The sequence below is a fragment of the Streptomyces sp. NPDC024555 genome (assembly GCF_055559335.1).
Genome location: NZ_JBVHKV010000019.1, coordinates 40,931 through 60,428, shown reverse-complemented (window position 1 = coordinate 60,428; position 19,498 = coordinate 40,931). Strand labels below are relative to the sequence as shown.

The window sequence follows — 19,498 nt, the reverse complement described above, 5'->3', positions numbered from 1 at the left end:
GCGGCTCAGCGGCGGTCGGCGGCGACGGCGGCCGCGGCGAGGCAGCCGAGCGCGGGGGCGGCCAGCGGCGGGATCTGCCAGGCGGCGAGGGCCAGGGCGACGAAGCCGCCGACGAGGAGCAGGGAGCCCGCCGGGTCGGTGAGGGTGCGGCGGCCCGCGGTCCGGGCGGTGTGGGCCCAGGGGGTGCCGGGGCGCCAAGCGGCGGCCGTGCGCAGCCCCCAGACGGCGACGGCGGGCAGGCCGATCAGGCTGACGAGGAGCAGGAGCCGGCCGCCCGGCAGCAGGCCGGAGCGGGCGACCTGGGCGTCGAAGGCGAGCAGCGCGAGCGCCGCCCACCAGAGCAGCGAGATCCGCCAGCCGGTGCGGAAGGCCTCGCGGACATCGGTGGCGAACGCCCGCACCCCGCTCGCCTCGCCGGCCAGATGGCGGCTCAGGTGGCGGCTCCCCGCGGCGAAGGCCGCGGGGAGCGTGACCAGCGGCAGGGCGGCGACGGTGATCCAGACGCCGGTGAGCAGGCATTCGGCGAAGACGCCGAATCGTTCCCGTACGAAGGAGGTCCTGGGCGCGGTGCGGGTGGTGGTCGCCACGGGGTGTTCAGCCCTTCAGGCCGGAGGTGGCCATGCCGTCGATGAGGTAGCGCTGGAAGGCCAGGAAGAAGGCGAGCACGGGCAGCAGGGCCACCAGTGACATCGCGATCATGCCGCCGTAGTCGGCGACGGCGTCCTGGTCGATGAACATCCGCAGGCCCATCGAGACGGTGTACTTGTCCGGCTCGTTGAGGTAGAGCAGTGGGCCCATGAAGTCGTTCCAGGCCTGGATGAAGGTGAAGATGGCGCTGGTGATGAGCGCGGGCCGGCAGAGCGGCATCACGATCGACCAGTAGATCCTCAGGTGTCCGCAGCCGTCGAGCCGGGCGGCCTCGTCGAGTTCCTTGGGCAGTCCGCGCATGAACTGGACCATGAGGAAGACGAAGAAGGCGTCGGTAGCGAGGTACTTGCCGATGAGCAGCGGGGTGAAGGTGTTGATCAGTTCCAGCTTCTGGAACATGACGTACTGCGGAATGATCAGTACGTGGTACGGGAGCAGCAGCGTCCCGATCATGATGGCGAACATGATGTTGCGCCCGGCGAAGCGGACCTTCGTGAAGGCGTAGGCGGTCAGCGAGCAGGACAGGACGACGCCGATCACCGAGCCGACCGAGACATAGGCCGAGTTGAGGAAGAACCTCCAGATCGGGATGTCCGCGATGCCGTCGGCGAGCCGCCGGTAGTTGTCGGTGATGGGGTCGGTCGGGAAGAGGTTCAGCGCGCCGACGATGTCGCCGCTCGGTTTGAACGAGGCGCCGATCGTCCACACCACCGGGTACAGCACGACCACGAGGAGGGCGAGGGCGCCGATGTGCCAGGCCAGTGAGCCGGGAAGGCGGCGGCGTACGGACGCGGTGGTGGCGGTGGTGTCCATCGGGGTCATCGGCCCCCCTCCTCGTAGTGCACCCAGCGCTTCTGGGACCAGAACAGCACGGCGGTGACCAGGCCGACGGCGACGAGCAGCAGCCATGCCATGGCGGAGGCGAAGCCCATGCGGCTGTTCGCGAAGCCCTGGTCGTAGAGGTAACAGGTGTAGACGAGCGTCGCGTCGGCGGGGCCGCAGGAGCCGTTGCTGACGATGTAGGCGGAGCCGAAGATCTGGAAGGAGTGGATGGTCTCCAGCAGGACGTTGAAGAACAGCACCGGCGAGATCATCGGCAGGGTGATGGACCAGAACCTCCGCCAGGGGCCGGCTCCGTCGACCTCGGCCGCCTCGTAGAGCTCCCGGGGGACCTGTTTGAGGCCGGCCAGGAAGATGACCATGGGGGCGCCGAACTGCCAGACGGTGAGGGCCACCAGCGCGTAGATGATCATGTGCGGGTCGCCGATCCAGCCGCCGGTGTCGATGCCGAACAGCTGCTGTCCGCGGTCGACGACGGCGTCGTCGGAGAACAGGGCGCGCCAGACGATGGCGGCGGAGACGCTCGCGCCGATCAGCGAGGGCGCGTAGAAGGCCGCCCGGTAGAAGGACTGGCCCCAGCGCTTCTGGGCCAGCAGCATGGCCACGGCGAGGGCGGCGGCCAGCTTGATCGGGGTGCCGATCACGACGTACCAGGAGGTCACCTTGACCGACTGGCGCCAGCGCGGGTCGGCGAACATGTCGGTGAAGTTCTGCAGGCCGACCCATTTGGGGGCGTCGAACAGGTTGTAGTCGGTGAACGCGAGGTACAGCGAGAACACCATGGGTCCGGCGATCAGGAACAGGAAGCCCGCGATCCAGGGCGACATGAAGAGATAGCCGGTCAGATTCTCGCGGTGGCCCCGCGGTTGCGGAGCGGGGCGGGTCTTGCGTCCCGGGCCGCTCCGCGCCGCGGCGGCGGGGTCCGTGGCGTGGACCGGACCGCTCGCGGTCGTCTGGATGTGAGTCACCGCGTGTCCTCTCAGTTCGAGGCGAGGGCGGTCTTCGCCTCGGAGAAGAACTGCTTGACGGAGTCCTCCGGCGAGGCCTTGCCCAGGGACATGTCACCGGCGATGCGCAGGAAGGCCGCCTCGACGACGTCGGCACCGGCCGGGTGCGGGGTGATGGGCTCCAGCACCCCGGCCTTGGCGATCTCGGTCTCGTACGCGCCGATGGCCTTGCTGGGGGCGTCGGTGGGCTGGAAGGCCTCGAACTGGGCGGTGGTGGCGGGGACGCCGCGGTCGTAGCCCATGATGCGGGCGACGGCGGGGTCGTGGGTCATGAAGCTGATGAAGGTGGCGACCTCGGCGGGGTGCTTGGTGCGGGCGGTGCCGCTGAGCATCAGCGAGCCGAGGTACTGCCCGGTCTTCTTGCCGTCGGTGCTGGGTATGGGGGCGAGGCTGTAGCTGCTCTTGCCCTCGGCGCTGTAGCGGACGGAGAAGTTGTCCCAGGTGAACTCGCCGGCGGAGAGGCCCTTGGCGAGGGCGGAGGCGGGCTTGATCTGTTCGACCTTCTTGGGGTCGGCGTAGATGCCGGACTTCACCCGGGCCAGCGCCTCGGTCCAGTACGGCAGCAGTTCCTCCTCGCCGAAGCCCATGCCGTCCGCGGTGAAGAAGGCCTTCCCGTTCTGGCGGAGGACCAGGTCGTAGAGGTACATGACGCCGTGCGGGCCGGAGTCGCCGGCGACGCCCTGGCCGGACTTGATCTTCTGCAGGCCCGCGTACCAGTCGTCCCAGGTCCAGCCGAGGCGGTGGTCGACGCCGGCCTTCTCGAAGACCTTCTCGTCGATGACGAGGGCCATCGAGTTGCTGCCGACGGGGACGCCGAGGAGCTTGCCGTCGATCTCGGCGAACTTCTCCAGTCCGGCGCGGAACCCCTCCAGCTGGAGGTTGCCCTTCTTCGCCTGGGGGCCGAGGTCGAGCAGGACGTTCTTCGCCTCGTACTTGCGCAGGAAGGTCACCGCGTTCTGGATGACGTCCGGCGGGTTGCCGCCGGCCGCCTGGGTGTTGAACTTCTTCCAGAAGTCCGGGTACTGCTGGAAGTCGGTCTTCACCTTGATCTTGGGGTGCTTCTTCTCGAAGAGCCTGACGCACTCCTGGACCTTCTTGGCCCGGTCGTCGGCGCCCCACCAGGCGTGCCGGATGGTGACCGGCCCGCCGGACCCGCCGCCCGAGCCGCAGCCGGCGGCGGTGAGCCCGAGCCCCGCGGCCGAGAAGCCCGCGAGCTTCAGCATCTGCCGTCGGTCCATGCCCTGGTTCCGAGACATAGTTCGCCCCTACGCTTGATTGAATCGTTTTAGAAAGCGCTTGCCGGGTCAAAGTAAGGAGCGGCACCGGCGACGTCAATGGCTGGGACGAAAATCGATCGAAGCGCTTGAACGGGACAGCGGGAAACGCCGACGGCCCGGAAGCTTCTGGAAGCTTCCGGGCCGTCGGTCCGGGGTGGGCGATACTGGGTTCGAACCAGTGACCTCTTCGGTGTGAACGAAGCGCTCTCCCACTGAGCTAATCGCCCCGGGCGCACCGCAAACATTACCCCATGTCAGGGGCGCCCCCCGACCACTGCGGGGTCACTCACGGATCTTCCACGGCATGACGATGCCGAACTTCCAGACGTAGATCCCCACCAGCACCGCGATGATCACCAGCCCGATCACCGTGAGCGCGATGTTGCGCCGCCGGACCTTGGGATCGAGGGCCCGCTGGGCGGCCTCGGTGACCTTGCGCCGGGTCCAGCGCAGCACCAGCTGCGCCCAGACGAACTCGGTCGCCCAGATCGCCATGCCGCCGAAGATCACCAGCCAGCCGGGGCCCGGCAGCGGAAGCATGATGATGCCCGCCACCACCACGGCCAGGCCGACCACGAAAACGCCGACCTGCCAACTGAGGTGCAGCGCCCTGGAGGCCCGGATGAAGCCGGGCGCCCGGGAGCCGAGCGCCCGCTCGCCGGCGGGCGCGTCCTCCTTGGTCACACCCTCCGTGACATCCCCCGTCTCGTTCACAGGCCTCTCCCCCACCGCGGGCACCGGTGCGCCACGAGGGCACCCCCGCCCCGCTCGTCACTCTCCGCGTTCATGAAGGTCAACCTACCCGAACGCCTCCCGTCACCGGAATGGCCGCATGACCCAAAGTTACACACCGCTGTACGAGCTACCCGAAGAATCACAAAACGGGCAGAGGGGTTTACAACGCCACCGTAGGTGGCATGTCGATTTCGCCGACGTGCGAATCCCCGAGCGCACACTGAGCGAAAGGCCCTGGCGCTTATGAACACCACGGTCAGCTGCGAGCTGCACCTGCGCCTCGTTGTGTCGAGCGAGTCCTCACTGCCTGTACCCGCGGGCCTGCGGTATGACACGGCCGATCCGTATGCCGTGCACGCCACCTTCCACACCGGAGCGGAGGAGACGGTCGAGTGGGTTTTCGCCCGCGACCTCCTCGCCGAGGGGCTGCACCGGCCCACCGGCACCGGAGACGTCCGTGTCTGGCCATCCCGTAGTCACGGTCAGGGCGTCGTCTGCATCGCGCTGAGCTCCCCGGAGGGCGAAGCCCTGCTGGAAGCCCCGGCACGAGCCCTGGAGTCGTTCCTGAAGAGGACCGACGCCGCGGTTCCACCCGGGACCGAGCATCGTCACTTCGATCTCGATACGGAGCTCTCACACATCCTGGCCGACAGCTGAGCCAGGCCGAGAGCCGCACGGCGCCGTCCGACTCGGGGAGACGGCGCCGCGCGGACAACCTCATACGGCAGACACCGGCGCCGCCATCACGGAATCCACCGTGGTGACGGCGCCGGTCCGCGTTCCCGTCCACCGCCGGAGGCCGTCAGGGCCCTCCGACGGCCCCCGCATCCCCTCGACGCCGCCACGGGGCTTCCCGGCCGCCCCCGGGGCCTCGCGGGCCCCTCACGCCCCTGTGGCGCACGGGCGAGCCAGTAGAGTCAGCCCGCATCGGCGGGGATCTGGCCCGCCGGAGGCCAGGGAGCGGAAGCGTGCTGATCCCCCACGACACCCGGATCGCCCTCGACACGGTGGTCGATCTGGTGAACACGGCGCCGGAGAGCGAACGGCCGGGCACGGGCGGACCGCCCGACGGGCTCGCCGACACCGCGGCGCTGTACGCGTTCGCCGAGCGCCACCGGGTGAGCGGGGTGGGCCGGCTCGACGAGAAGGACCTGGCGGCGGTCCACGCGGTGCGGGCGCGCTTCGCCGAGGTGTTCGCGGCGGCCGACGCCGAGACCGCGGCGGGCCTGGTGAACGGCCTGGTCGCGGCGGCGGGCACCACACCCCAGCTCAGCAACCACGACGGCTACGACTGGCATGTGCACTACTTCGCGCCGGACGCGTCGCTGGCCGACCACCTGGCGGCCGACTGCGGCATGGCGCTGGCGTTCATCATCGTCGCGGGCGAGACGGAGCGGCTGCGCCGCTGCGAGGCACCGGACTGCCGGCACGCGTTCGTCGATCTGTCCCGCAACCGCTCGCGCCGCTACTGCTCCAGCCGCACGTGCGGTAACCGCTTGCACGTCGCCGCGTACCGGGCGCGCCGCCGGGAGGCGGCCGGCTGACGGCTCACAGCACGAAGAGATCATGCAACGCGGCCATCAGCAGCAGGCTGCCGACCACCGTGAGGAAGATCATCAGAGGGGGCTGGGAAAGCGCGAAGAGGCAGCCACGCGGCTCTTCGGCGGGGGGTGCGGGGGCATCGCCCCGGGAGGTGTCCACCATCTCGGGACGATCATGACGTACGCCGGACCCCTGCGACGCCCAACACGGCTTTTCGTTACGGGAGTTCACCGTGAAAGGGCGGGTCGATTCGCTCCGGCGTCCGAGTGCCCGGCAGCCGTTCGGACCGTGTCGCCCGTTCCCGCTCCCCGCACCCCTGCCTCCGGCCGTCAGAGCAGGTCGCGCAGCTTCCGCAGCTGGATGCCGCGGTGGACGCCGGTGCCGCCCTCGTGGCCGTTCCAGGGGTAGACCTCGATCTCCTTGGGACCGGCCCAGTTGTTGTAGGCGGCGAAGACCGTGGAGGGCGGGCAGATGGGGTCCATCAGGGCCACCGAGTAGAGCGCGGGCATCTGCGCGCGGGCGGCGAAGCTGATCCCGTCGAAGTAGGACAGGGTGCGGAACACCTGCTCGGCGTGGCCGTGCTGGGTGGACAGGAAGCGCACGATCTCCTGGTACGGGTCCTTGTCGGTGATCTCGACGGCCCGCCGGTAGTGGGTGAGGAACGGTACGTCGACGAAGGCGGCCTTCACGCGGGGGCTCAGTCCCGCGACCGCCTGGCCTATGCCGCCGCCCTGGCTGCCGCCGTAGACGACGATCCGGTCGGCGTCGACGGCCGGGTGGGCGCCGGCCACGTCGAGCGCGCGCACCGCGTCGGTGAAGACCCGGCGGTAGTAGTAGGTGTCGGGGTCGAGGATGCCCCGGGTCATGAAGCCGGGCGACTGGGGGTTGTCGCCGCCGTGCGGGTCGGCGGTGGAGCCCGCGGAGTGGCTGTTGACCGCGCCCTGACCGCGGGTGTCCACGACGAGCGTGGCGCAGCCGGCGGCGGCCCAGACGAGGTGGTCGTGCGGCAGGCCCCGTCCGCTGCCGTAGCCGAGGTAGTTGACGACGGTCGGCAGCGGGCCCTCGGCGCCGGCGGGCACGTTGAGCCAGGCGTGCACGCGGTGGCCGCCCCAGCCGGCGAACGACACGTCGTACACGTCGACCCGGGGCAGCGCCGCGTCGTACGGCGTGAACACGGCGTCCAGCGGGTGCTCGGCCGCCTCGTCGAGGGTGCGGCGCCAGAAGGCGTCGAAGTCGTCCGGCTCGGTCGACTCGGGGCGGTAGGAGCGGAGTTCGTCGAGGGGCAGGTCGAACAGGGACACGGGATCTCCATTTCGGGCGTGCGGAACGGCCAGGACGGTCGGGAAGGAGGCAGGGGCCGGGCGGCGGGCTCAGCGGGGCGTGGAGCTGGAGGCGCGCACGACCAGTTCCGGCTGGAGGACGACGCTGCGGTGCTCGTGGACGCCGTCCTCGTCGTCGGCCTCCTCCAGCAGGAGTTCGGCGGCCATCCGGCCCATGACGACGGCGGGCTGGCGCACCGAGGTGAGCGGTACGGCAGCGGCGGCGGCGAACTCGATGTCGTCGTAGCCGACGATGGCGATGTCCTGCGGGACCCGCACGCCCGCGGCGTACAGGGCCTGGAGCACGCCCAGGGCGAGCAGGTCGTTGGCGCAGAACACGGCGGTGGGGCGGGGGACAAGGCCGAGCAGCCGGGCTCCGGCGTCCCGGCCCGCGGCCACGTCGAGGCGGTCGGAGGGGATCTCCACCAGGGTCTCGGGCGGCAGTCCGGCCTCGGCGAGCGCGGCCAGGGCGCCCTGTCTGCGGTCCCTGATCTGGTGGAGGTCGCCGGGCCCGCTGACGTACGCCACCGAACGGTGTCCGGCCGCGACGAGATGGCCGACGGCCAGGGCGCCGCCGCGCACGTCGTCGACGGAGACCGCGCAGCTGCCGGTGCCGGAGGCGACCCGGTCCACCAGGACGTACGGGATGCGGTGGCGGCTGAAGGAGTCGAGGTTGCGGCCGGTGGCGTCGGCCGGGGTGACGAGGACGCCGCAGACCCGCTGCTCGGCGAAGAGGCCGAGGTACTCCGCCTCCTCGGCGGGGCTCTGGTCGCTGTTGCAGACCATCACCCCGAGTCCGGCCTGGCGGGCGGCGCGCTCGGCACCGCGGGCCACGTCGACGAAGAAGGGGTTGCCCATGTCCAGGACGAGCAGCGCCATGATCCGGCTGCGGCCGGCCCGGAGCTGGCGGGCGGACTCGCTGCGGACGTAGCCCAGCTCCTCGATGGCGGCCAGCACCCGGGCGCGGGTCTCGGGCAGCACCGCCTCGGGGCGGTTGATCACATTGGAGACCGTGCCCACGGAGACCCCGGCCTGCCGGGCCACGTCCTTGATCCCTGCCACACGCGCCACTTGTCCTGCCCCACCGGTGCCCTCGGCCGCGCTCTTCCAGCGGCGTCGCCCCATCGTACGGACGGGCCCCGATACCGCACGGACGGGCGTGAGTGAATTGTTTCAACCGGGTCGGGACGCTAGCCGCCGCACCGAACCGCGTCAAGGATCTTGAGTGAATCGATTCATACGGACGGCGTTCCGGCCCGGCCGGGAGCGGCGCCGGCCGGGGTCCGGAGCGGGCCGGGTCCGGGTCAGATGCCGTGCTTCTTCAGGATGGCCTCGATGTCGCTGAAGTCCTCGTCGGGCGCACCGGAGGACCGCTTGCCCGCGTTCTGCCGGGCGGGGGCGGTGGAGCCGGTTCCGGCGCCGAGCGAGGGGGCCGAGGCCGCGGGCTCGACCGCGCCCTCCCGGGCCGCACGGGCCGCGGCCCTGCGCTCCTTGCGGGTCCCGACGCCGCGCCGTTCGACCGCGCGCGTCGTGGCGAACAGCACCCAGGCGACCCCCAGCAGCCCGAAGCCGAGCCACACCCCGGGCTTGAAGGCGATGCCCGACAGCCACTCCACGGTCCCGGTCAGCACCAGGCCGATGGGCACCAGGGAGTAGGCCGCGATCCTGGCGGCGGTGAGGAAGCGCTTCCGGTACGCGGTCACCGCGGCGATGCCCAGGCCCGCCGCCGACACCGCGGAACAGATGGTCTCGGCAAGCATCGGTGCCTCCAGGCGCAGGGGAAACGTCCCTTCCATCCTGCACCGGCGACCCCGGGGGCGGCCACGCCCCCTGCCCACCTCAGGGACATTTCAGGGCCGGGCTCCTCCCCAGGTGCCGCTTCGCCCACGCCGTACGGACGAGTCCGCCCCGCTCCCCCGCGGCCCGGACACCGGTCGTGAGGAGCGCGTACGCCCTGGGAGACTGGGCCCATGAGCGATTCCACCCCCGCCGCGCCGGTCGTCCTCGACCTCTGGTGCGAGCTCCAGTGCCCCGACTGCCACCAGGCCCTCGCCGATGTGCGCGCCCTGCGCGCCCGGTACGGCGACCGGATCGAGATCCGGTTCCGGCACTTCCCGCTGGAGAAGCACAAGCACGCGTACGCCGCCGCGCAGGCGGCCGAGGAGGCCGCGGTCCAGGGCAAGGACTGGCCCTACATCGAGGCGGTGCTCGCCCGCACCGACGAACTGGGGCGGTCCGGCGAGAAGCTGCTCATCGAGGTGGCGAAGGAACTGGGGCTGGACTCCGAGGAGTTCGACACCGCGCTGATCGACGGCCGGCATCTGCTGATCGTCGACGCCGACCAGGCCGAGGGCAAGGCCATCGGTGTCACCGGCACGCCCACCTATGTGATCGGTGACGAGCGGCTGGACGGCGGGAAGAGCCAGGAGGGGCTGCGCGAGCGGATCGAGGAGATCGCCGACCGGCTGCTCGCCGACCGGGGCTGAGCGGCGGCCGGGCCGGAGGGCGCCCGCCGCTCCGGCCCCGCCCCGGTCAGAGCTGTTTGACGTAGTTGTACTGGGTCGGCTCGTAGCCCAGCGACTGGTAGAGCCGCAGCGCGGGCGTGTTCGAGGTGACGACGTGCAGGCCGATCCACTCCTCGCCGTCGGCCAGCGCGAGCCGTTCGGCCTGGTGCATCAGCGCCCGGCCGTAGCCCCGGCCGCGGTACCGCTCGTCCACCTCGACGTCGAAGACGTAGCCGATCCGGCGGCCGGGGTGCATCTCGAAGGGCGCCACCCAGACGCTGCCGGCCTTCTCGCCCTCGTGGAGGAGGTAGTGGAGGCGCACTCCCTCGGTGGCCAGGCCGTGCGGCATGTGCCGGGCGTGCGAGACGCGGGCCGCCTCCGCGGCCGCCTCCGGCGGTGTCCCGCGCGTCACCAGGCTCTCCGCGTAACCCGCGATCGCGCGCTCCTCCCAGTCGGCGAACTCCTCGGGGGTCATCGACCGGGCGGTCAGCCCCTCGGGCAGGGCCGGCGGCTCGGCGAGCCGCTTGATCATGTTCCGGCTGTTGTCGGTGTAGCCGAGCCCCGTGATCAGCCGCTGTCCCGCGATGTCGTCGGCGGCGGCCTCGGTCCGCACGGTGGTGCAGCCCCAGCCGCGCAGCACCTCCTCGGCCGCGAGGCAGGCGATGGTGGCCCGGCCGCGCCGCCGCGTCCGCTCGTCGATCCGCACGGATCTCAGCATTCCGTGCCCGCCCGAGGCGGGCGGGTCGGCCGCGATCTCGACGGCGCCGACGGGCCGCCCGTTGTCGCACACGTCGTACGCGCGGCTCCGCGCGCCGTCGGCGCCTGTCTGGACCGGCCCGGACGGCCGGAGTGTGGTGGTCATCAGAGTTTTTCTATCCGCTGCCCCGGGGCACGTCACCCGCTTTTACGAAGCCGTGCCCCGGGGAAGCGGCCGCGCTCAGGGGTCCAGATCGTCGGCCGCGCGCTCCTCGAAGACCCGCATGGCCTTGGCGGTGACGGGTCCGGGGGCGCCGGGCAGCTCCCGGCCGTCGATCCGGTGGACGGCCTGCACATCGCGGAGGGTGGAGGTCAGGAAGACCTCCTCGGCCCGCTCCAGGGCGTCGAACGGCAGGTCCGTCTCCCGGGCCCCGGTCCACTCCACGGTCAGGGCCCGGGTGATGCCGGCCAGGCAGCCGGAGGCGACCGGCGGGGTGTGCAGCTGCCCGTCCAGGACGACGAAGACATTGGAGCCGGTGCCCTCGCAGAGCTGCCCGACGGTGTTGGCGAACAGGGCCTCGGAGGCGCCGCGCTCGTGGGCGCGGGCGAGCGCGAGGACGTTCTCCGCGTACGAGGTCGTCTTGAGGCCGGTGAGCGCGCCGCGTTCGTTGCGCGTCCAGGGCACGGTGATCACCGCCGTGCTGTCGGCGCGGCGCTTCACCTCGCCGAGGGCGACGACCAGTCCGGGGCCGTCGGTGCCGCGGTCGGAGCCGAGCGGGGAGATCCCGCCGGTGTAGGTGATCCGCAGCCGGCCGAGGGCGACCGGGTTGGCCTCGATGACGGCGGCGCAGGCCCGGCGGATCTCGTCGAGGTCGGGCGCGGGCAGGCCGAGGCCGGCGGCGGAACGGGTCAGCCGGTCGAGATGGCGGGTCAGCGCGAAGGGGCCGTCCCCGGTCACCCTGACCGTCTCGAAGATGCCGTCGCCGACGGTCAGGCCGTGGTCGAGCACGGACACCCGGGCGTCGTCGGCGTCGTGCAGCCCGCCGTTGACCCAGATCCTCATGGTGCGGTCCTTCCGGTCGCTTCGTAGGTGCCCGACGCTACAGCGAGCAGCCTGGACGCCTTCAGCTCGGTCTCGTCCCATTCGCGTTCCGGATCCGATCCCCAGGTGATCCCGGCCCCGGTGCCGAAGCGCAGTACGGGCGCGGCGCCGGTGCGGTCGGTCCAGAAGGTGCGGATGCCCACGGCGAGCGAGGCGGTCCCCCGGTCGGCGTCCACCCAGCCGATGCCGCCGCAGTACGGGCCGCGCGGGGCGGTCTCCAGCTCCCCGATGATCCGCAGCGCGCTGGACTTGGGGGCGCCGGTGACCGATCCGGGCGGGAAGGCGGCGGCCAGCAGTTCGGGCCAGCCTGCGCCGTCGGCGAGACGGCCGCGCACGGTGGAGACGAGGTGGACGAGCCCGGGGTGCTTCTCGACGACGCAGAGGTCGGGGACCGTGACGGATCCGGTGGCACAGACCCGGCCGAGGTCGTTGCGGACCAGGTCGACGATCATCACGTTCTCCGCGTGGTCCTTCTCCAGGAGATCGGCCTCGGTGCGGCCGGTGCCCTTGATCGGTCCGGACTCGACCGTGCGGCCGTCCCGGCGCAGGAAGAGTTCGGGCGAGGCCGTCGCGATCTCCACGCCGTGGCCGGGCAGCCGAATCGTTCCTGCGTAGGGGGCGGGGTTGCCGCGGGCCAGCAGCGCGGTGAGCGCGTCGACGTCGGCGACGGCCGGATCGGGCAGCGGCGCCGTCAGCACACGGCAGAGGTTGGCCTGGTAGACCTCGCCGCGCGCGATGGCCGCGCGGATGCGCCGTACGCCGTCGGTGTAGGCGGCGCGGTCCAGGGACGAGGTCCAGTCGCCCGCCGCGGGGCCGCGCCAGGCGCCGGGCACCGGGGCGGGCACGGGCGCGGAACGCACGGTGGCGAAGCGGGCGCAGACGAGACGGCCCTCGAAGTCAGCCGAAACCGCCCAGAATCCGGATGATTCCAGGGCGGCGGGATCGTGGGTCACGTCCCGGAGATCGGAGGCGACGAGGCCGCCGAAGCGGGCCATGGGGGCAAGGTCGTGCACGTCGGCGAGTCTAGGACGGCGCCCCGCCGCCCGCGCCGGGGCGAGGGCAGGTCAGCACGCTGCGGAAACGCGTTTTTGTACTGGCCCCGGAATCCGCTAGAGTTCAACACGTCGCCGGGACACGCAAGTGAACCGGAACCGACAAGCGGACGTAGCTCAGTTGGTAGAGCGCAACCTTGCCAAGGTTGAGGTCGCCAGTTCGAACCTGGTCGTCCGCTCGCAGAAGATGGGGGATCTTCCCGAGCCCCCATCCCTGGTGGAGTGGCCGAGAGGCGAGGCAACGGCCTGCAAAGCCGTCTACACGGGTTCAAATCCCGTCTCCACCTCCAAGGACGATTAGCTCAGCGGGAGAGCGCTTCCCTGACACGGAAGAGGTCACTGGTTCAATCCCAGTATCGTCCACAGGTCCGCAAGGATCCCCGCGCGATTAGCTCAGCGGGAGAGCGCTTCCCTGACACGGAAGAGGTCACTGGTTCAATCCCAGTATCGCGCACGCAGTACACGCAGGTTCACCCTGCGCGATTAGCTCAGCGGGAGAGCGCTTCCCTGACACGGAAGAGGTCACTGGTTCAATCCCAGTATCGCGCACAGCCCGAAGCCCCGGTCGTCTCGACGACCGGGGCTTCGTCGTTCCCTCTCCTGCGGTCCGTGCCGGGACGGACGCGGCGCGCACGCCCCGGCACGGCGGCGGATCAGGAGGAGAAGAGCATGTGCCCGAAGCTCTTGTGCCGGTAGTGGCCCCCGTGGTGCCCGCCGTGGTGCTGCGGGGCGCCCCAGGCCGGCGCGGGCGCCGCCGGGTAGCCCTGCTGGACCGGCGGGGCCGGCGGCGCCTGCTGGGTCCACTGCGCCTCTATGCGGCTCAGCGTCTCCAGCTCGCCGTAGTCCAGGAAGATCCCCCGGCAGCCGCTGCACTGCTCGATCTGAACGCCGTTGCGGTTGTACGTGTGCATCGCCGCGTGGCACTTGGGACACTGCATCTTCGGGCTCACTCCTCGCCGTCGGTCGTCCGTCGCCGGAAGGTGGGCCCGGCGGCGTCCGGCCCAGCCTACGACGGTTCCGCCGCGGCCAACTCGGGCGGGAGCGCGGCGATTCGGGCACAGGAGTCGATCATCACCTGTTCCACCTCATCCGGATTCCTCCGCTCCGCCGCGCACTTGGCGAGCGCGAGGGCGGCGGTCTGCACGGTCAGGGCGCGGGCGGCGGTGTCCAGCTCGGGCCAGGGGTCGGCGTCGGCGCGGACGGCAGGCCCGCCGCCCGCCCGGTAGGCGGCCAGGAAACGGTCCCAGATCCCGGGCGGCAGCAGTCCGGCCGCGAACCAGGCGGCGGGCCGGGCGAGGTCCCAGGCGGGGTCGCCGGGCCCCAGGTCGTCGACGTCGATCAGCAGCCAGCCGCCCCGATCGGGCCGGCGGACGAGCTGACCGAGGTGGAAGTCGCCGTGGCAGAGCGGGCGGATGCGGTGCGCGGGTGCGGGTTCCTCGTCCCGGGCCCAGGCGGGCAGTGCCGCCCAGGCCGCGAGCACGGGCGCGGTGGCCGGGCCGTCGGGCCGGGCGGCACGCATCCGGGCCACGGCGAGCGCGGCCTTGGCGGGGCCGCGCATGGGAGGCGGAGCGGCGGCCCGGGTACGGTCCGCTCCCCCGTCCCGCGGTCCGGGCACCGGCGGCGGGGTGGCCGCGGTCCGGGGCCCGACCCGGTGCAGCCGGGCGAGGAGCGCTCCGGCCTCCTCCCAGGGCGCCCGGTCCGGGTCGCCGGGGTCCACCGGTGCGCCGTACGGCCAGAGGGTGGCCGGGCGGCCGTGGAGTGCGGTGAGGTACGGCGCACCGGCGCCGCCGGCCGCGGAGGGGGCGGGCAGGGGCGGGAGCAGGATGCCGGCGAGCCCCGGGTCGGCGGCCGGGCCGAGCCGCGCGGCGAGCGCGGCGGTGTCCGTACCGGGGGCGTGCGCCTTGGCGACGACGGCGCCGAGGCGGACCACGGTGCCGTCCGCCCGGTCCGCGAGGACGACGGGCGCGGGACAGCCGCAGCCGGCGCCCGGCGCCTCACGGGGCTCCCCGGTCGCGGTGGTGTGGACCGCCTCGTGGGCAAGGGCCCCCAGGGCGCGTACGGCGTCGGCGGTCACGGGCTCCCCCGGGTGGGACGGATGGGCGGGCCGGGCCCGGTGCCCGTCCGCCGGAGAGCGTACGCCGGTGGTCCGGTGTGCTCCGGTGTCCGGGTCCGTCCGGGCCCGGACAGCGCGATGTCCGGTCAGCTCCCCAGCTGACCGGACAAACGCTGCCGTCCGCCGCACCCCCGTCCCCACGGGGTTGTTGGCCGGATGTCCCGGTCCGGACCGCTCTTCCGGACCCGGGGCGCCGCTCAGCGCCCCAGCATCACGCCCACGGACGACGCCTGTGTGACCACCGCGTCCCAGCCGCCGAAGACGACCGTGAGCAGGGCCGCCAGAGGAAGAACCATCGCCGTGGCCACCAGCGGGTGGCGGCGGCCGGTGGCCGCACGGCCGGCGAACGGGGCGTGGACCTTGTGTCCCCGCGTACGGACGACCGTCCGCGCTGCCGTGTCCGCCATGGTTCCTCTCCTGACCTGATCGTGGGGCGGCGGGCGTGTGACCTCGGGGGACGAGTGCGAACGCCCGCCGCTTGACCTCAACACTAGGGATCCGGGAGGCGGTCGGCGTCATGCCCTCGTACCGAATGCCGGGCCTCCCGGAGGATGAGCCATGGGGAGCCGGCGTACTCCCCTGGGTGGAGAAGGGGCTACCGGACCCCGGGGTCATCCCCCACAGGGTGCTCGGAGGCGTCCTCCCTGGGGACCGGCTGTTCGACCAGGGCGAGAACCCTGGTCGCCATGAAGCGGGCGGTGCGCACCACCGAACCGCTCCTGGTGACTTCACTCACTTCGACCACCCCGCGACGGACCGCCGTCTCCACCCTGCGGCCGGCCCTGGAGGCCACTACCTCGTAGGTCCGGGTGGTGTCCCCGGCGTCCACGACTATCTCGACCCGATCGCCCTTCATTGATCCAATCCCCCTTCTGCGACTGACCCTTGAGATCTCGCACGGGCCGGGGAGCCCGGATCCCCGGCTCCCTGACCACTCCTCAAGTTTCCCACCCGGCACTGACAATCGATTCCCCGGCGAGGGCGCGGCCTCTGAGCGCCCCGGGCGGCGGGTACGTAAGCTGTGCCTCGTCAGGCGGACCAGGCAGCGGGGATGGGCAGACATGGCGATGATGCGGCTCCGGCGCGAGGACCCGCGTGTCGTCGGTTCGTTCAGACTGCACCGACGGCTCGGGGCGGGCGGCATGGGTGTCGTCTACCTCGGTTCGGACCGTCGCGGGCAGCGGGTGGCGCTGAAGGTGATCCGGCCGGATCTGGCGGAGGACCAGGAGTTCCGTTCGCGCTTCGCGCGCGAGGTGTCGGCCGCGCGGCGGATCCGCGGCGGCTGTACGGCCCGGCTGGTCGCGGCCGATCTGGAGGCGGACCGTCCGTGGTTCGCCACGCAGTACGTGCCGGGGCCGTCGCTGCACGACAAGGTCGCCGAGGAGGGCCCGCTGTCGGCCGCCGAGGTGGCCTCGATCGGGGCGGCGCTCTCCGAGGGTCTGGTGGCCGTGCACGAGGCCGGTGTGGTGCACCGGGACCTCAAGCCGTCGAACATCCTGCTCTCCCCCAAGGGCCCCCGGATCATCGACTTCGGCATCGCCTGGGCGACCGGCGCGTCCACGCTGACGCACGTCGGCACGGCGGTCGGTTCGCCCGGGTTCCTCGCGCCGGAGCAGGTGCGCGGCGCGGCGGTGACGCCGGCGACGGACGTCTTCTCGCTGGGGGCGACCCTGGCGTACGCCGCGATGGCCGATTCACCGTTCGGGCACGGCAGTTCCGAGGTGATGCTGTACCGCGTGGTGCACGAGGAGCCCCAGCTGTACGACGTGCACGACGCGCTCGCCCCGCTGGTGAGCGCCTGTCTGGCGAAGGATCCCGAGGAGCGGCCCAGCACCCTGCAACTCTCCATGCGGCTCAAGGAGATCGCGGCGCGGGAGGCGCAGGGGCTGCACGAGAGCCGGCCGCCGGTCCAGCGGTCGGCCCAGGAGGCCGACCGTCCGACGGGGCGGCTGAGCGGTCCGCACACCGAGCAGCAGACGCGCCGGGCCCCGGGTCCCGGGCCGGTGTCGCGCCCGCAGGGCCGGCAGACGGCGCCGGGGCGGGGCGCCCCGCCCCGGACCGGTGGTTCGCGCCCGGGTCCGCAGCAGCACTCGCGCGGGGGCACCCAGCCGGGGAAGCGGCCGAGGCCGGCGCCCGGGACGAACGGCAGGCCGGGCACGCGTCCGGGCACGCGTCCGACCTCGGCGGGGCGGCGCCCGGCCAACCCGCGGCTGCTGCGGCAGCGTCTGGTGGTCTTCGTGGTGGTGACGCTGCTGGTCGCGCTGGGCATCGCCGCGGCCCAGGGCTGCCAGGGGCCCGCGCGCGGGCTCGGCGCCGGGCCGGTTCACAGCCTGAGCGACGGCACCGCCCCCGGGCAGGGCGGAACGCAGCCGGCCCGGGGCGGGGACGCCGACCGGGCCGGGAACGAGCGGTAGGAGTCCGGTTCCGGATTCCGGGTGGCCGGTGGCGACCGCACGTACGGTTCGGGACTCCGGGCGGCCGGTGGCCACCGCTTGTACGGGTCAGGACTCCGGGCGGCCGGTGGCCACCGCGTAGAAGGCGACCGCGGCGGCGGCACCGACGTTGAGCGAGTCGACGCCGTGGGCCATCGGGATGCGGACCCATTCGTCGGCGGCGACGAGGGCCTGGGTGGACAGGCCGTCGCCCTCGGCGCCCAGCATCAGGGCGACCTTCTCCATGCGGTGGGGGGCGGCCTCGTCGATGCTGCTGGCCTTCTCGTCGGGGGTCAGCGCGAGCAGCTTGAAACCCGCTTCGCGGACCGTCTCCAGGGCCTTGGGCCAGGTGTCGAGGCGGGCGTAGGGCACGGAGAAGACGGCGCCCATCGAGACCTTGACGGAGCGGCGGTAGAGCGGATCGGCGCAGTCCGGGGAGAGCAGGACGGCGTCCATGCCGAGCGCGGCGGCGCTGCGGAAGATGGCCCCGATGTTCGTGTGGTCGTTGACGGCCTCCATGACGACGACGCGGCGGGTGGTGCGCAGCAGTTCGTCGGCGGTGGGCAGGGGCTTGCGCTGCATGGAGGCGAGCGCGCCGCGGTGGACGTGGTAGCCGGTGACGCGTTCGGCGAGTTCGGGGCTGACCGCGTACACCGGCGCCGGGACCTCGTCGATCACATCGCGCATCAGGTCGACCCACTTCGCCGACAGGAGCATGGAGCGCATCTCGTAGCCGGCGTGGCGGGCCCGTCTGATGACCTTCTCCCCCTCCGCGATGAAGAGGCCCTCGGCGGGCTCGCGGCGGCGCCGCAGCTCGACGTCGGTCAGACCGGTGTAGTCGCGCAGACGGGGGTCGTCGGGGTCGTCGACGGTGATGAGATCAGCCACAGCTTGATACTGCCTTGTCCGGTGTGTGGTGCCAACGGTCTGGAGGAAGATCCGTTACCGATGGTTACTCGTTGATTGCGGCGGGGGTTCCGGGGCCGACCGCGACGACGTCGCCGATGACGATGACGGCGGGCGGGCGGACGCCCTCGGCCTCGGCGCGCTCGCCGACGGTGGCGAGCGTGGCGTCGACGCGGCGCTGCGCGGCGGTGGTGCCCTCCTGGACCAGGGCGACCGGGGTGTCGGGCGACTTGCCGTGGGCGACGAGCGCGCGGGCGATGGCGCCGATCTTGTCGACGGCCATCAGGAGGACGAGGGTGCCGCGGAGCCGGGCGAGGGCCTCCCAGTCGACCAGGGAGCGTGCGTCGTCGGGGGCGACATGGCCGCTGACGACGGTGAACTCGTGGGCGACGCCTCGGTGGGTGACGGGGATGCCGGCGGCGCCGGGCACCGAGATGGAGCTGGAGATGCCGGGCACGACGGTGCACGGGATCCCCTCGGCGGCGAGCGCCTGGGCCTCCTCCATGCCGCGTCCGAACACGAACGGGTCGCCGCCCTTGAGCCGGACGACGGCCTTGCCCGCCTTGGCGTGCTCGATCAGCGCGGCGTTGATGGCCTCCTGGGCCATGAAGCGGCCGTACGGGATCTTCGCGGCGTCGATCACCTCGACGTGCGGCGGGAGTTCGTCGAGGAGGTCGCGGGGGCCGAGCCGGTCGGCGATGACGACGTCGGCCGAGGCGAGGAGGCGGCGGCCTCGGACGGTGATCAGGTCGGGGTCGCCGGGGCCGCCTCCGACCAGGGCGACGCCGGGGACGCGGGTGCGGTGCTGGGGCGCGGCGAGCGTGCCGTCGCGCAGGCCCTCGACGATGGCGTCGCGGACCGCCGCGGAGTGGCGCGGGTCGCGGCCGTGGACGTCGCTGCTGAGGACGGCGACGGTCACGCCCTCGCTGCGGCCGGTGGCGGGGGTCCAGGCGGTGGCGGCGTCGGCGTCGTCGCTGCGGACGCACCAGGTGCGGGTGCGCTCGGCCTCGGCGGAGGCGGCGTCGTTGGCGGCCGCGTCGTCGGAGGCGATGAGGGCGTACCAGGTGTCGGTGAGGTCGCCGTCGGCGTACGGGCGGCGCTCCCAGCGGATCTCACCGGCGTCGGCCATCGCCTCGACGGAGGGGGTGGCGGACGGGGAGACCAGGACGATGTCGGCGCCGGCCGCGATGAGGGCGGGGAGCCGGCGCTGGGCGACCTGGCCGCCGCCGACGACGACCACACGGCGCCCGTTGAGGCGCAGTCCGACGGGGTAGGCGGGGTGATCGGCGTGCTCGGCCATGGCGGTGCGGGCTCCTCGTGCGATG

At 72.5% G+C, this 19,498-nt stretch carries 22 protein-coding genes and 6 tRNA genes; 9 read left to right on the top strand and 19 right to left on the bottom strand.

All coding sequences use genetic code 11. The annotated features are described in order from the left end of the window. Window positions 1-5: 5 nt before the first annotated feature. From ACZ4FH_RS28900 to ACZ4FH_RS28875, 6 genes are all read right to left on the bottom strand, one after another. A complete protein-coding gene (locus ACZ4FH_RS28900) occupies window positions 6-587 on the bottom strand; it encodes a DUF624 domain-containing protein (protein WP_467308541.1) in 582 nt (193 codons plus the stop codon). 7 nt (window positions 588-594) lie between these two features. Further along, complete coding sequence (locus ACZ4FH_RS28895) at window positions 595-1,470, bottom strand: carbohydrate ABC transporter permease (protein ID WP_467308539.1); 876 nt, start codon at window positions 1,468-1,470, stop codon at window positions 595-597. Next, window positions 1,467-2,456, bottom strand: a complete 990-nt coding sequence (locus tag ACZ4FH_RS28890) for a carbohydrate ABC transporter permease (RefSeq protein ID WP_385104128.1) — start codon at window positions 2,454-2,456, stop codon at window positions 1,467-1,469. The genes ACZ4FH_RS28895 and ACZ4FH_RS28890 overlap by 4 nt, the downstream gene beginning before the upstream one ends. Before the next feature lie 11 nt (window positions 2,457-2,467). Continuing rightward, window positions 2,468-3,751 (bottom strand): ABC transporter substrate-binding protein, encoded by a 1,284-nt coding sequence (locus ACZ4FH_RS28885; RefSeq protein WP_467308537.1) that lies wholly within the window; start codon window positions 3,749-3,751, stop codon window positions 2,468-2,470. A gap of 176 nt (window positions 3,752-3,927) precedes the next feature. Further along, window positions 3,928-3,999, bottom strand: a tRNA-Val gene (locus tag ACZ4FH_RS28880). 55 nt (window positions 4,000-4,054) lie between these two features. Next, complete coding sequence (locus ACZ4FH_RS28875; RefSeq protein WP_467308535.1) at window positions 4,055-4,486, bottom strand: TIGR02611 family protein; 432 nt, start codon at window positions 4,484-4,486, stop codon at window positions 4,055-4,057. 264 nt (window positions 4,487-4,750) lie between these two features. Between ACZ4FH_RS28875 and ACZ4FH_RS28870 the strand changes: the two genes are divergently transcribed. Together ACZ4FH_RS28870 and ACZ4FH_RS28865 are read left to right on the top strand one after the other, a co-directional pair. Beyond that, window positions 4,751-5,164, top strand: coding sequence for an SsgA family sporulation/cell division regulator (locus ACZ4FH_RS28870; protein ID WP_015032345.1), 414 nt, complete (start codon window positions 4,751-4,753; stop codon window positions 5,162-5,164). A 311-nt stretch (window positions 5,165-5,475) separates the two neighbouring features. After that, window positions 5,476-6,051: a CGNR zinc finger domain-containing protein gene (locus ACZ4FH_RS28865; protein ID WP_383645903.1), complete on the top strand. Its 576-nt coding sequence runs from the start codon at window positions 5,476-5,478 to the stop codon at window positions 6,049-6,051. A gap of 4 nt (window positions 6,052-6,055) precedes the next feature. On the opposite strand, the gene ACZ4FH_RS28860 is transcribed toward ACZ4FH_RS28865, so the two are convergent. From ACZ4FH_RS28860 to ACZ4FH_RS28845, 4 genes are all read right to left on the bottom strand, one after another. After that, window positions 6,056-6,211, bottom strand: coding sequence for a hypothetical protein (locus ACZ4FH_RS28860; RefSeq protein ID WP_311313458.1), 156 nt, complete (start codon window positions 6,209-6,211; stop codon window positions 6,056-6,058). Between the two features lie 167 nt (window positions 6,212-6,378). After that, the gene (locus ACZ4FH_RS28855; RefSeq protein ID WP_467308533.1) at window positions 6,379-7,350 is read right to left on the bottom strand and encodes an acetylxylan esterase; all 972 of its coding nucleotides are present in this window, start codon (window positions 7,348-7,350) and stop codon (window positions 6,379-6,381) included. 69 nt (window positions 7,351-7,419) lie between these two features. After that, window positions 7,420-8,439 (bottom strand): LacI family DNA-binding transcriptional regulator, encoded by a 1,020-nt coding sequence (locus ACZ4FH_RS28850; protein WP_467308532.1) that lies wholly within the window; start codon window positions 8,437-8,439, stop codon window positions 7,420-7,422. Between the two features lie 233 nt (window positions 8,440-8,672). After that, on the bottom strand, window positions 8,673-9,128 hold the full coding sequence (locus ACZ4FH_RS28845; protein WP_467308531.1) for a hypothetical protein: 456 nt from the start codon (window positions 9,126-9,128) through the stop codon (window positions 8,673-8,675). Window positions 9,129-9,338: 210 nt separating this feature from the next. Between ACZ4FH_RS28845 and ACZ4FH_RS28840 the strand changes: the two genes are divergently transcribed. Continuing rightward, entirely contained in the window at window positions 9,339-9,854 is a 516-nt protein-coding gene (locus tag ACZ4FH_RS28840) for a DsbA family protein (protein WP_467308529.1), read from the top strand. Between the two features lie 46 nt (window positions 9,855-9,900). Here the strand turns inward: ACZ4FH_RS28840 and ACZ4FH_RS28835 are convergent, their stop codons facing one another. The 3 genes from ACZ4FH_RS28835 to ACZ4FH_RS28825 form a co-directional block, all read right to left on the bottom strand. After that, the gene (locus ACZ4FH_RS28835; RefSeq protein ID WP_467308527.1) at window positions 9,901-10,734 is read right to left on the bottom strand and encodes a GNAT family N-acetyltransferase; all 834 of its coding nucleotides are present in this window, start codon (window positions 10,732-10,734) and stop codon (window positions 9,901-9,903) included. A 75-nt stretch (window positions 10,735-10,809) separates the two neighbouring features. Further along, window positions 10,810-11,631 carry an aminotransferase class IV gene (locus ACZ4FH_RS28830; RefSeq protein WP_467308525.1) on the bottom strand — a complete coding sequence of 274 codons (822 nt, stop codon included), beginning with the start codon at window positions 11,629-11,631 and terminating at the stop codon, window positions 10,810-10,812. Continuing rightward, on the bottom strand, window positions 11,628-12,665 hold the full coding sequence (locus ACZ4FH_RS28825; RefSeq protein WP_467308645.1) for a chorismate-binding protein: 1,038 nt from the start codon (window positions 12,663-12,665) through the stop codon (window positions 11,628-11,630). The genes ACZ4FH_RS28830 and ACZ4FH_RS28825 overlap by 4 nt, the downstream gene beginning before the upstream one ends. Window positions 12,666-12,828: 163 nt before the next feature. On the opposite strand from ACZ4FH_RS28825, the gene ACZ4FH_RS28820 reads away from it, so the two are divergent. The 5 genes from ACZ4FH_RS28820 (at window position 12,829) to ACZ4FH_RS28800 (ending at window position 13,271) form a co-directional block, all read left to right on the top strand. Beyond that, window positions 12,829-12,901 (top strand) — tRNA-Gly (locus ACZ4FH_RS28820). Window positions 12,902-12,938: 37 nt separating this feature from the next. Next, window positions 12,939-13,012: transfer RNA gene (locus ACZ4FH_RS28815), tRNA-Cys, on the top strand. A 1-nt stretch (window position 13,013) separates the two neighbouring features. Continuing rightward, window positions 13,014-13,085 (top strand) — tRNA-Val (locus tag ACZ4FH_RS28810). A 19-nt stretch (window positions 13,086-13,104) separates the two neighbouring features. Then, window positions 13,105-13,176: transfer RNA gene (locus ACZ4FH_RS28805), tRNA-Val, on the top strand. 23 nt (window positions 13,177-13,199) lie between these two features. Then, window positions 13,200-13,271 (top strand) — tRNA-Val (locus ACZ4FH_RS28800). 104 nt (window positions 13,272-13,375) lie between these two features. Here ACZ4FH_RS28800 and ACZ4FH_RS28795 read toward each other — a convergent pair. The 4 genes from ACZ4FH_RS28795 to ACZ4FH_RS28780 form a co-directional block, all read right to left on the bottom strand. Next, entirely contained in the window at window positions 13,376-13,660 is a 285-nt protein-coding gene (locus tag ACZ4FH_RS28795; protein ID WP_467308523.1) for a TFIIB-type zinc ribbon-containing protein, read from the bottom strand. 68 nt (window positions 13,661-13,728) lie between these two features. After that, window positions 13,729-14,796: a phosphotransferase gene (locus ACZ4FH_RS28790; RefSeq protein ID WP_467308522.1), complete on the bottom strand. Its 1,068-nt coding sequence runs from the start codon at window positions 14,794-14,796 to the stop codon at window positions 13,729-13,731. A gap of 236 nt (window positions 14,797-15,032) precedes the next feature. After that, window positions 15,033-15,242: a hypothetical protein gene (locus ACZ4FH_RS28785; protein WP_467308521.1), complete on the bottom strand. Its 210-nt coding sequence runs from the start codon at window positions 15,240-15,242 to the stop codon at window positions 15,033-15,035. A 188-nt stretch (window positions 15,243-15,430) separates the two neighbouring features. After that, a complete protein-coding gene (locus ACZ4FH_RS28780) occupies window positions 15,431-15,691 on the bottom strand; it encodes a hypothetical protein (RefSeq protein ID WP_467308519.1) in 261 nt (86 codons plus the stop codon). A 205-nt stretch (window positions 15,692-15,896) separates the two neighbouring features. Between ACZ4FH_RS28780 and ACZ4FH_RS28775 the strand changes: the two genes are divergently transcribed. Next, a complete protein-coding gene (locus ACZ4FH_RS28775; RefSeq protein ID WP_467308517.1) occupies window positions 15,897-17,249 on the top strand; it encodes a serine/threonine-protein kinase in 1,353 nt (450 codons plus the stop codon). 87 nt (window positions 17,250-17,336) lie between these two features. On the opposite strand, the gene ACZ4FH_RS28770 is transcribed toward ACZ4FH_RS28775, so the two are convergent. Then, the gene (locus ACZ4FH_RS28770) at window positions 17,337-18,155 is read right to left on the bottom strand and encodes a TrmH family RNA methyltransferase (RefSeq protein WP_383645849.1); all 819 of its coding nucleotides are present in this window, start codon (window positions 18,153-18,155) and stop codon (window positions 17,337-17,339) included. A 64-nt stretch (window positions 18,156-18,219) separates the two neighbouring features. Next, window positions 18,220-19,473 (bottom strand): uroporphyrinogen-III C-methyltransferase, encoded by a 1,254-nt coding sequence (gene cobA, locus ACZ4FH_RS28765; protein ID WP_385104142.1) that lies wholly within the window; start codon window positions 19,471-19,473, stop codon window positions 18,220-18,222. Window positions 19,474-19,498 lie beyond the last annotated feature (25 nt).

Bases quoted from the DNA above. Each gene is read 5' to 3' on its own strand.
- ACZ4FH_RS28895 (WP_467308539.1), bottom strand. From the start codon at position 1,470: ATGACCCCGATGGACACCACCGCCACCACCGCGTCCGTACGCCGCCGC.
- ACZ4FH_RS28885 (WP_467308537.1), bottom strand. From the start codon at position 3,751: ATGTCTCGGAACCAGGGCATGGACCGACGGCAGATGCTGAAGCTCGCG.
- ACZ4FH_RS28870 (WP_015032345.1), top strand. From the start codon at position 4,751: ATGAACACCACGGTCAGCTGCGAGCTGCACCTGCGCCTCGTTGTGTCG.
- ACZ4FH_RS28860 (WP_311313458.1), bottom strand. From the start codon at position 6,211: ATGGTGGACACCTCCCGGGGCGATGCCCCCGCACCCCCCGCCGAAGAG.
- ACZ4FH_RS28845 (WP_467308531.1), bottom strand. From the start codon at position 9,128: ATGCTTGCCGAGACCATCTGTTCCGCGGTGTCGGCGGCGGGCCTGGGC.
- ACZ4FH_RS28840 (WP_467308529.1), top strand. From the start codon at position 9,339: ATGAGCGATTCCACCCCCGCCGCGCCGGTCGTCCTCGACCTCTGGTGC.
- ACZ4FH_RS28835 (WP_467308527.1), bottom strand. From the start codon at position 10,734: ATGACCACCACACTCCGGCCGTCCGGGCCGGTCCAGACAGGCGCCGAC.
- ACZ4FH_RS28830 (WP_467308525.1), bottom strand. From the start codon at position 11,631: ATGAGGATCTGGGTCAACGGCGGGCTGCACGACGCCGACGACGCCCGG.
- ACZ4FH_RS28825 (WP_467308645.1), bottom strand. From the start codon at position 12,665: ATGGCCCGCTTCGGCGGCCTCGTCGCCTCCGATCTCCGGGACGTGACC.
- ACZ4FH_RS28795 (WP_467308523.1), bottom strand. From the start codon at position 13,660: ATGCAGTGTCCCAAGTGCCACGCGGCGATGCACACGTACAACCGCAAC.
- ACZ4FH_RS28785 (WP_467308521.1), bottom strand. From the start codon at position 15,242: ATGGCGGACACGGCAGCGCGGACGGTCGTCCGTACGCGGGGACACAAG.
- ACZ4FH_RS28780 (WP_467308519.1), bottom strand. From the start codon at position 15,691: ATGAAGGGCGATCGGGTCGAGATAGTCGTGGACGCCGGGGACACCACC.
- ACZ4FH_RS28775 (WP_467308517.1), top strand. From the start codon at position 15,897: ATGGCGATGATGCGGCTCCGGCGCGAGGACCCGCGTGTCGTCGGTTCG.
- cobA (WP_385104142.1), bottom strand. From the start codon at position 19,473: ATGGCCGAGCACGCCGATCACCCCGCCTACCCCGTCGGACTGCGCCTC.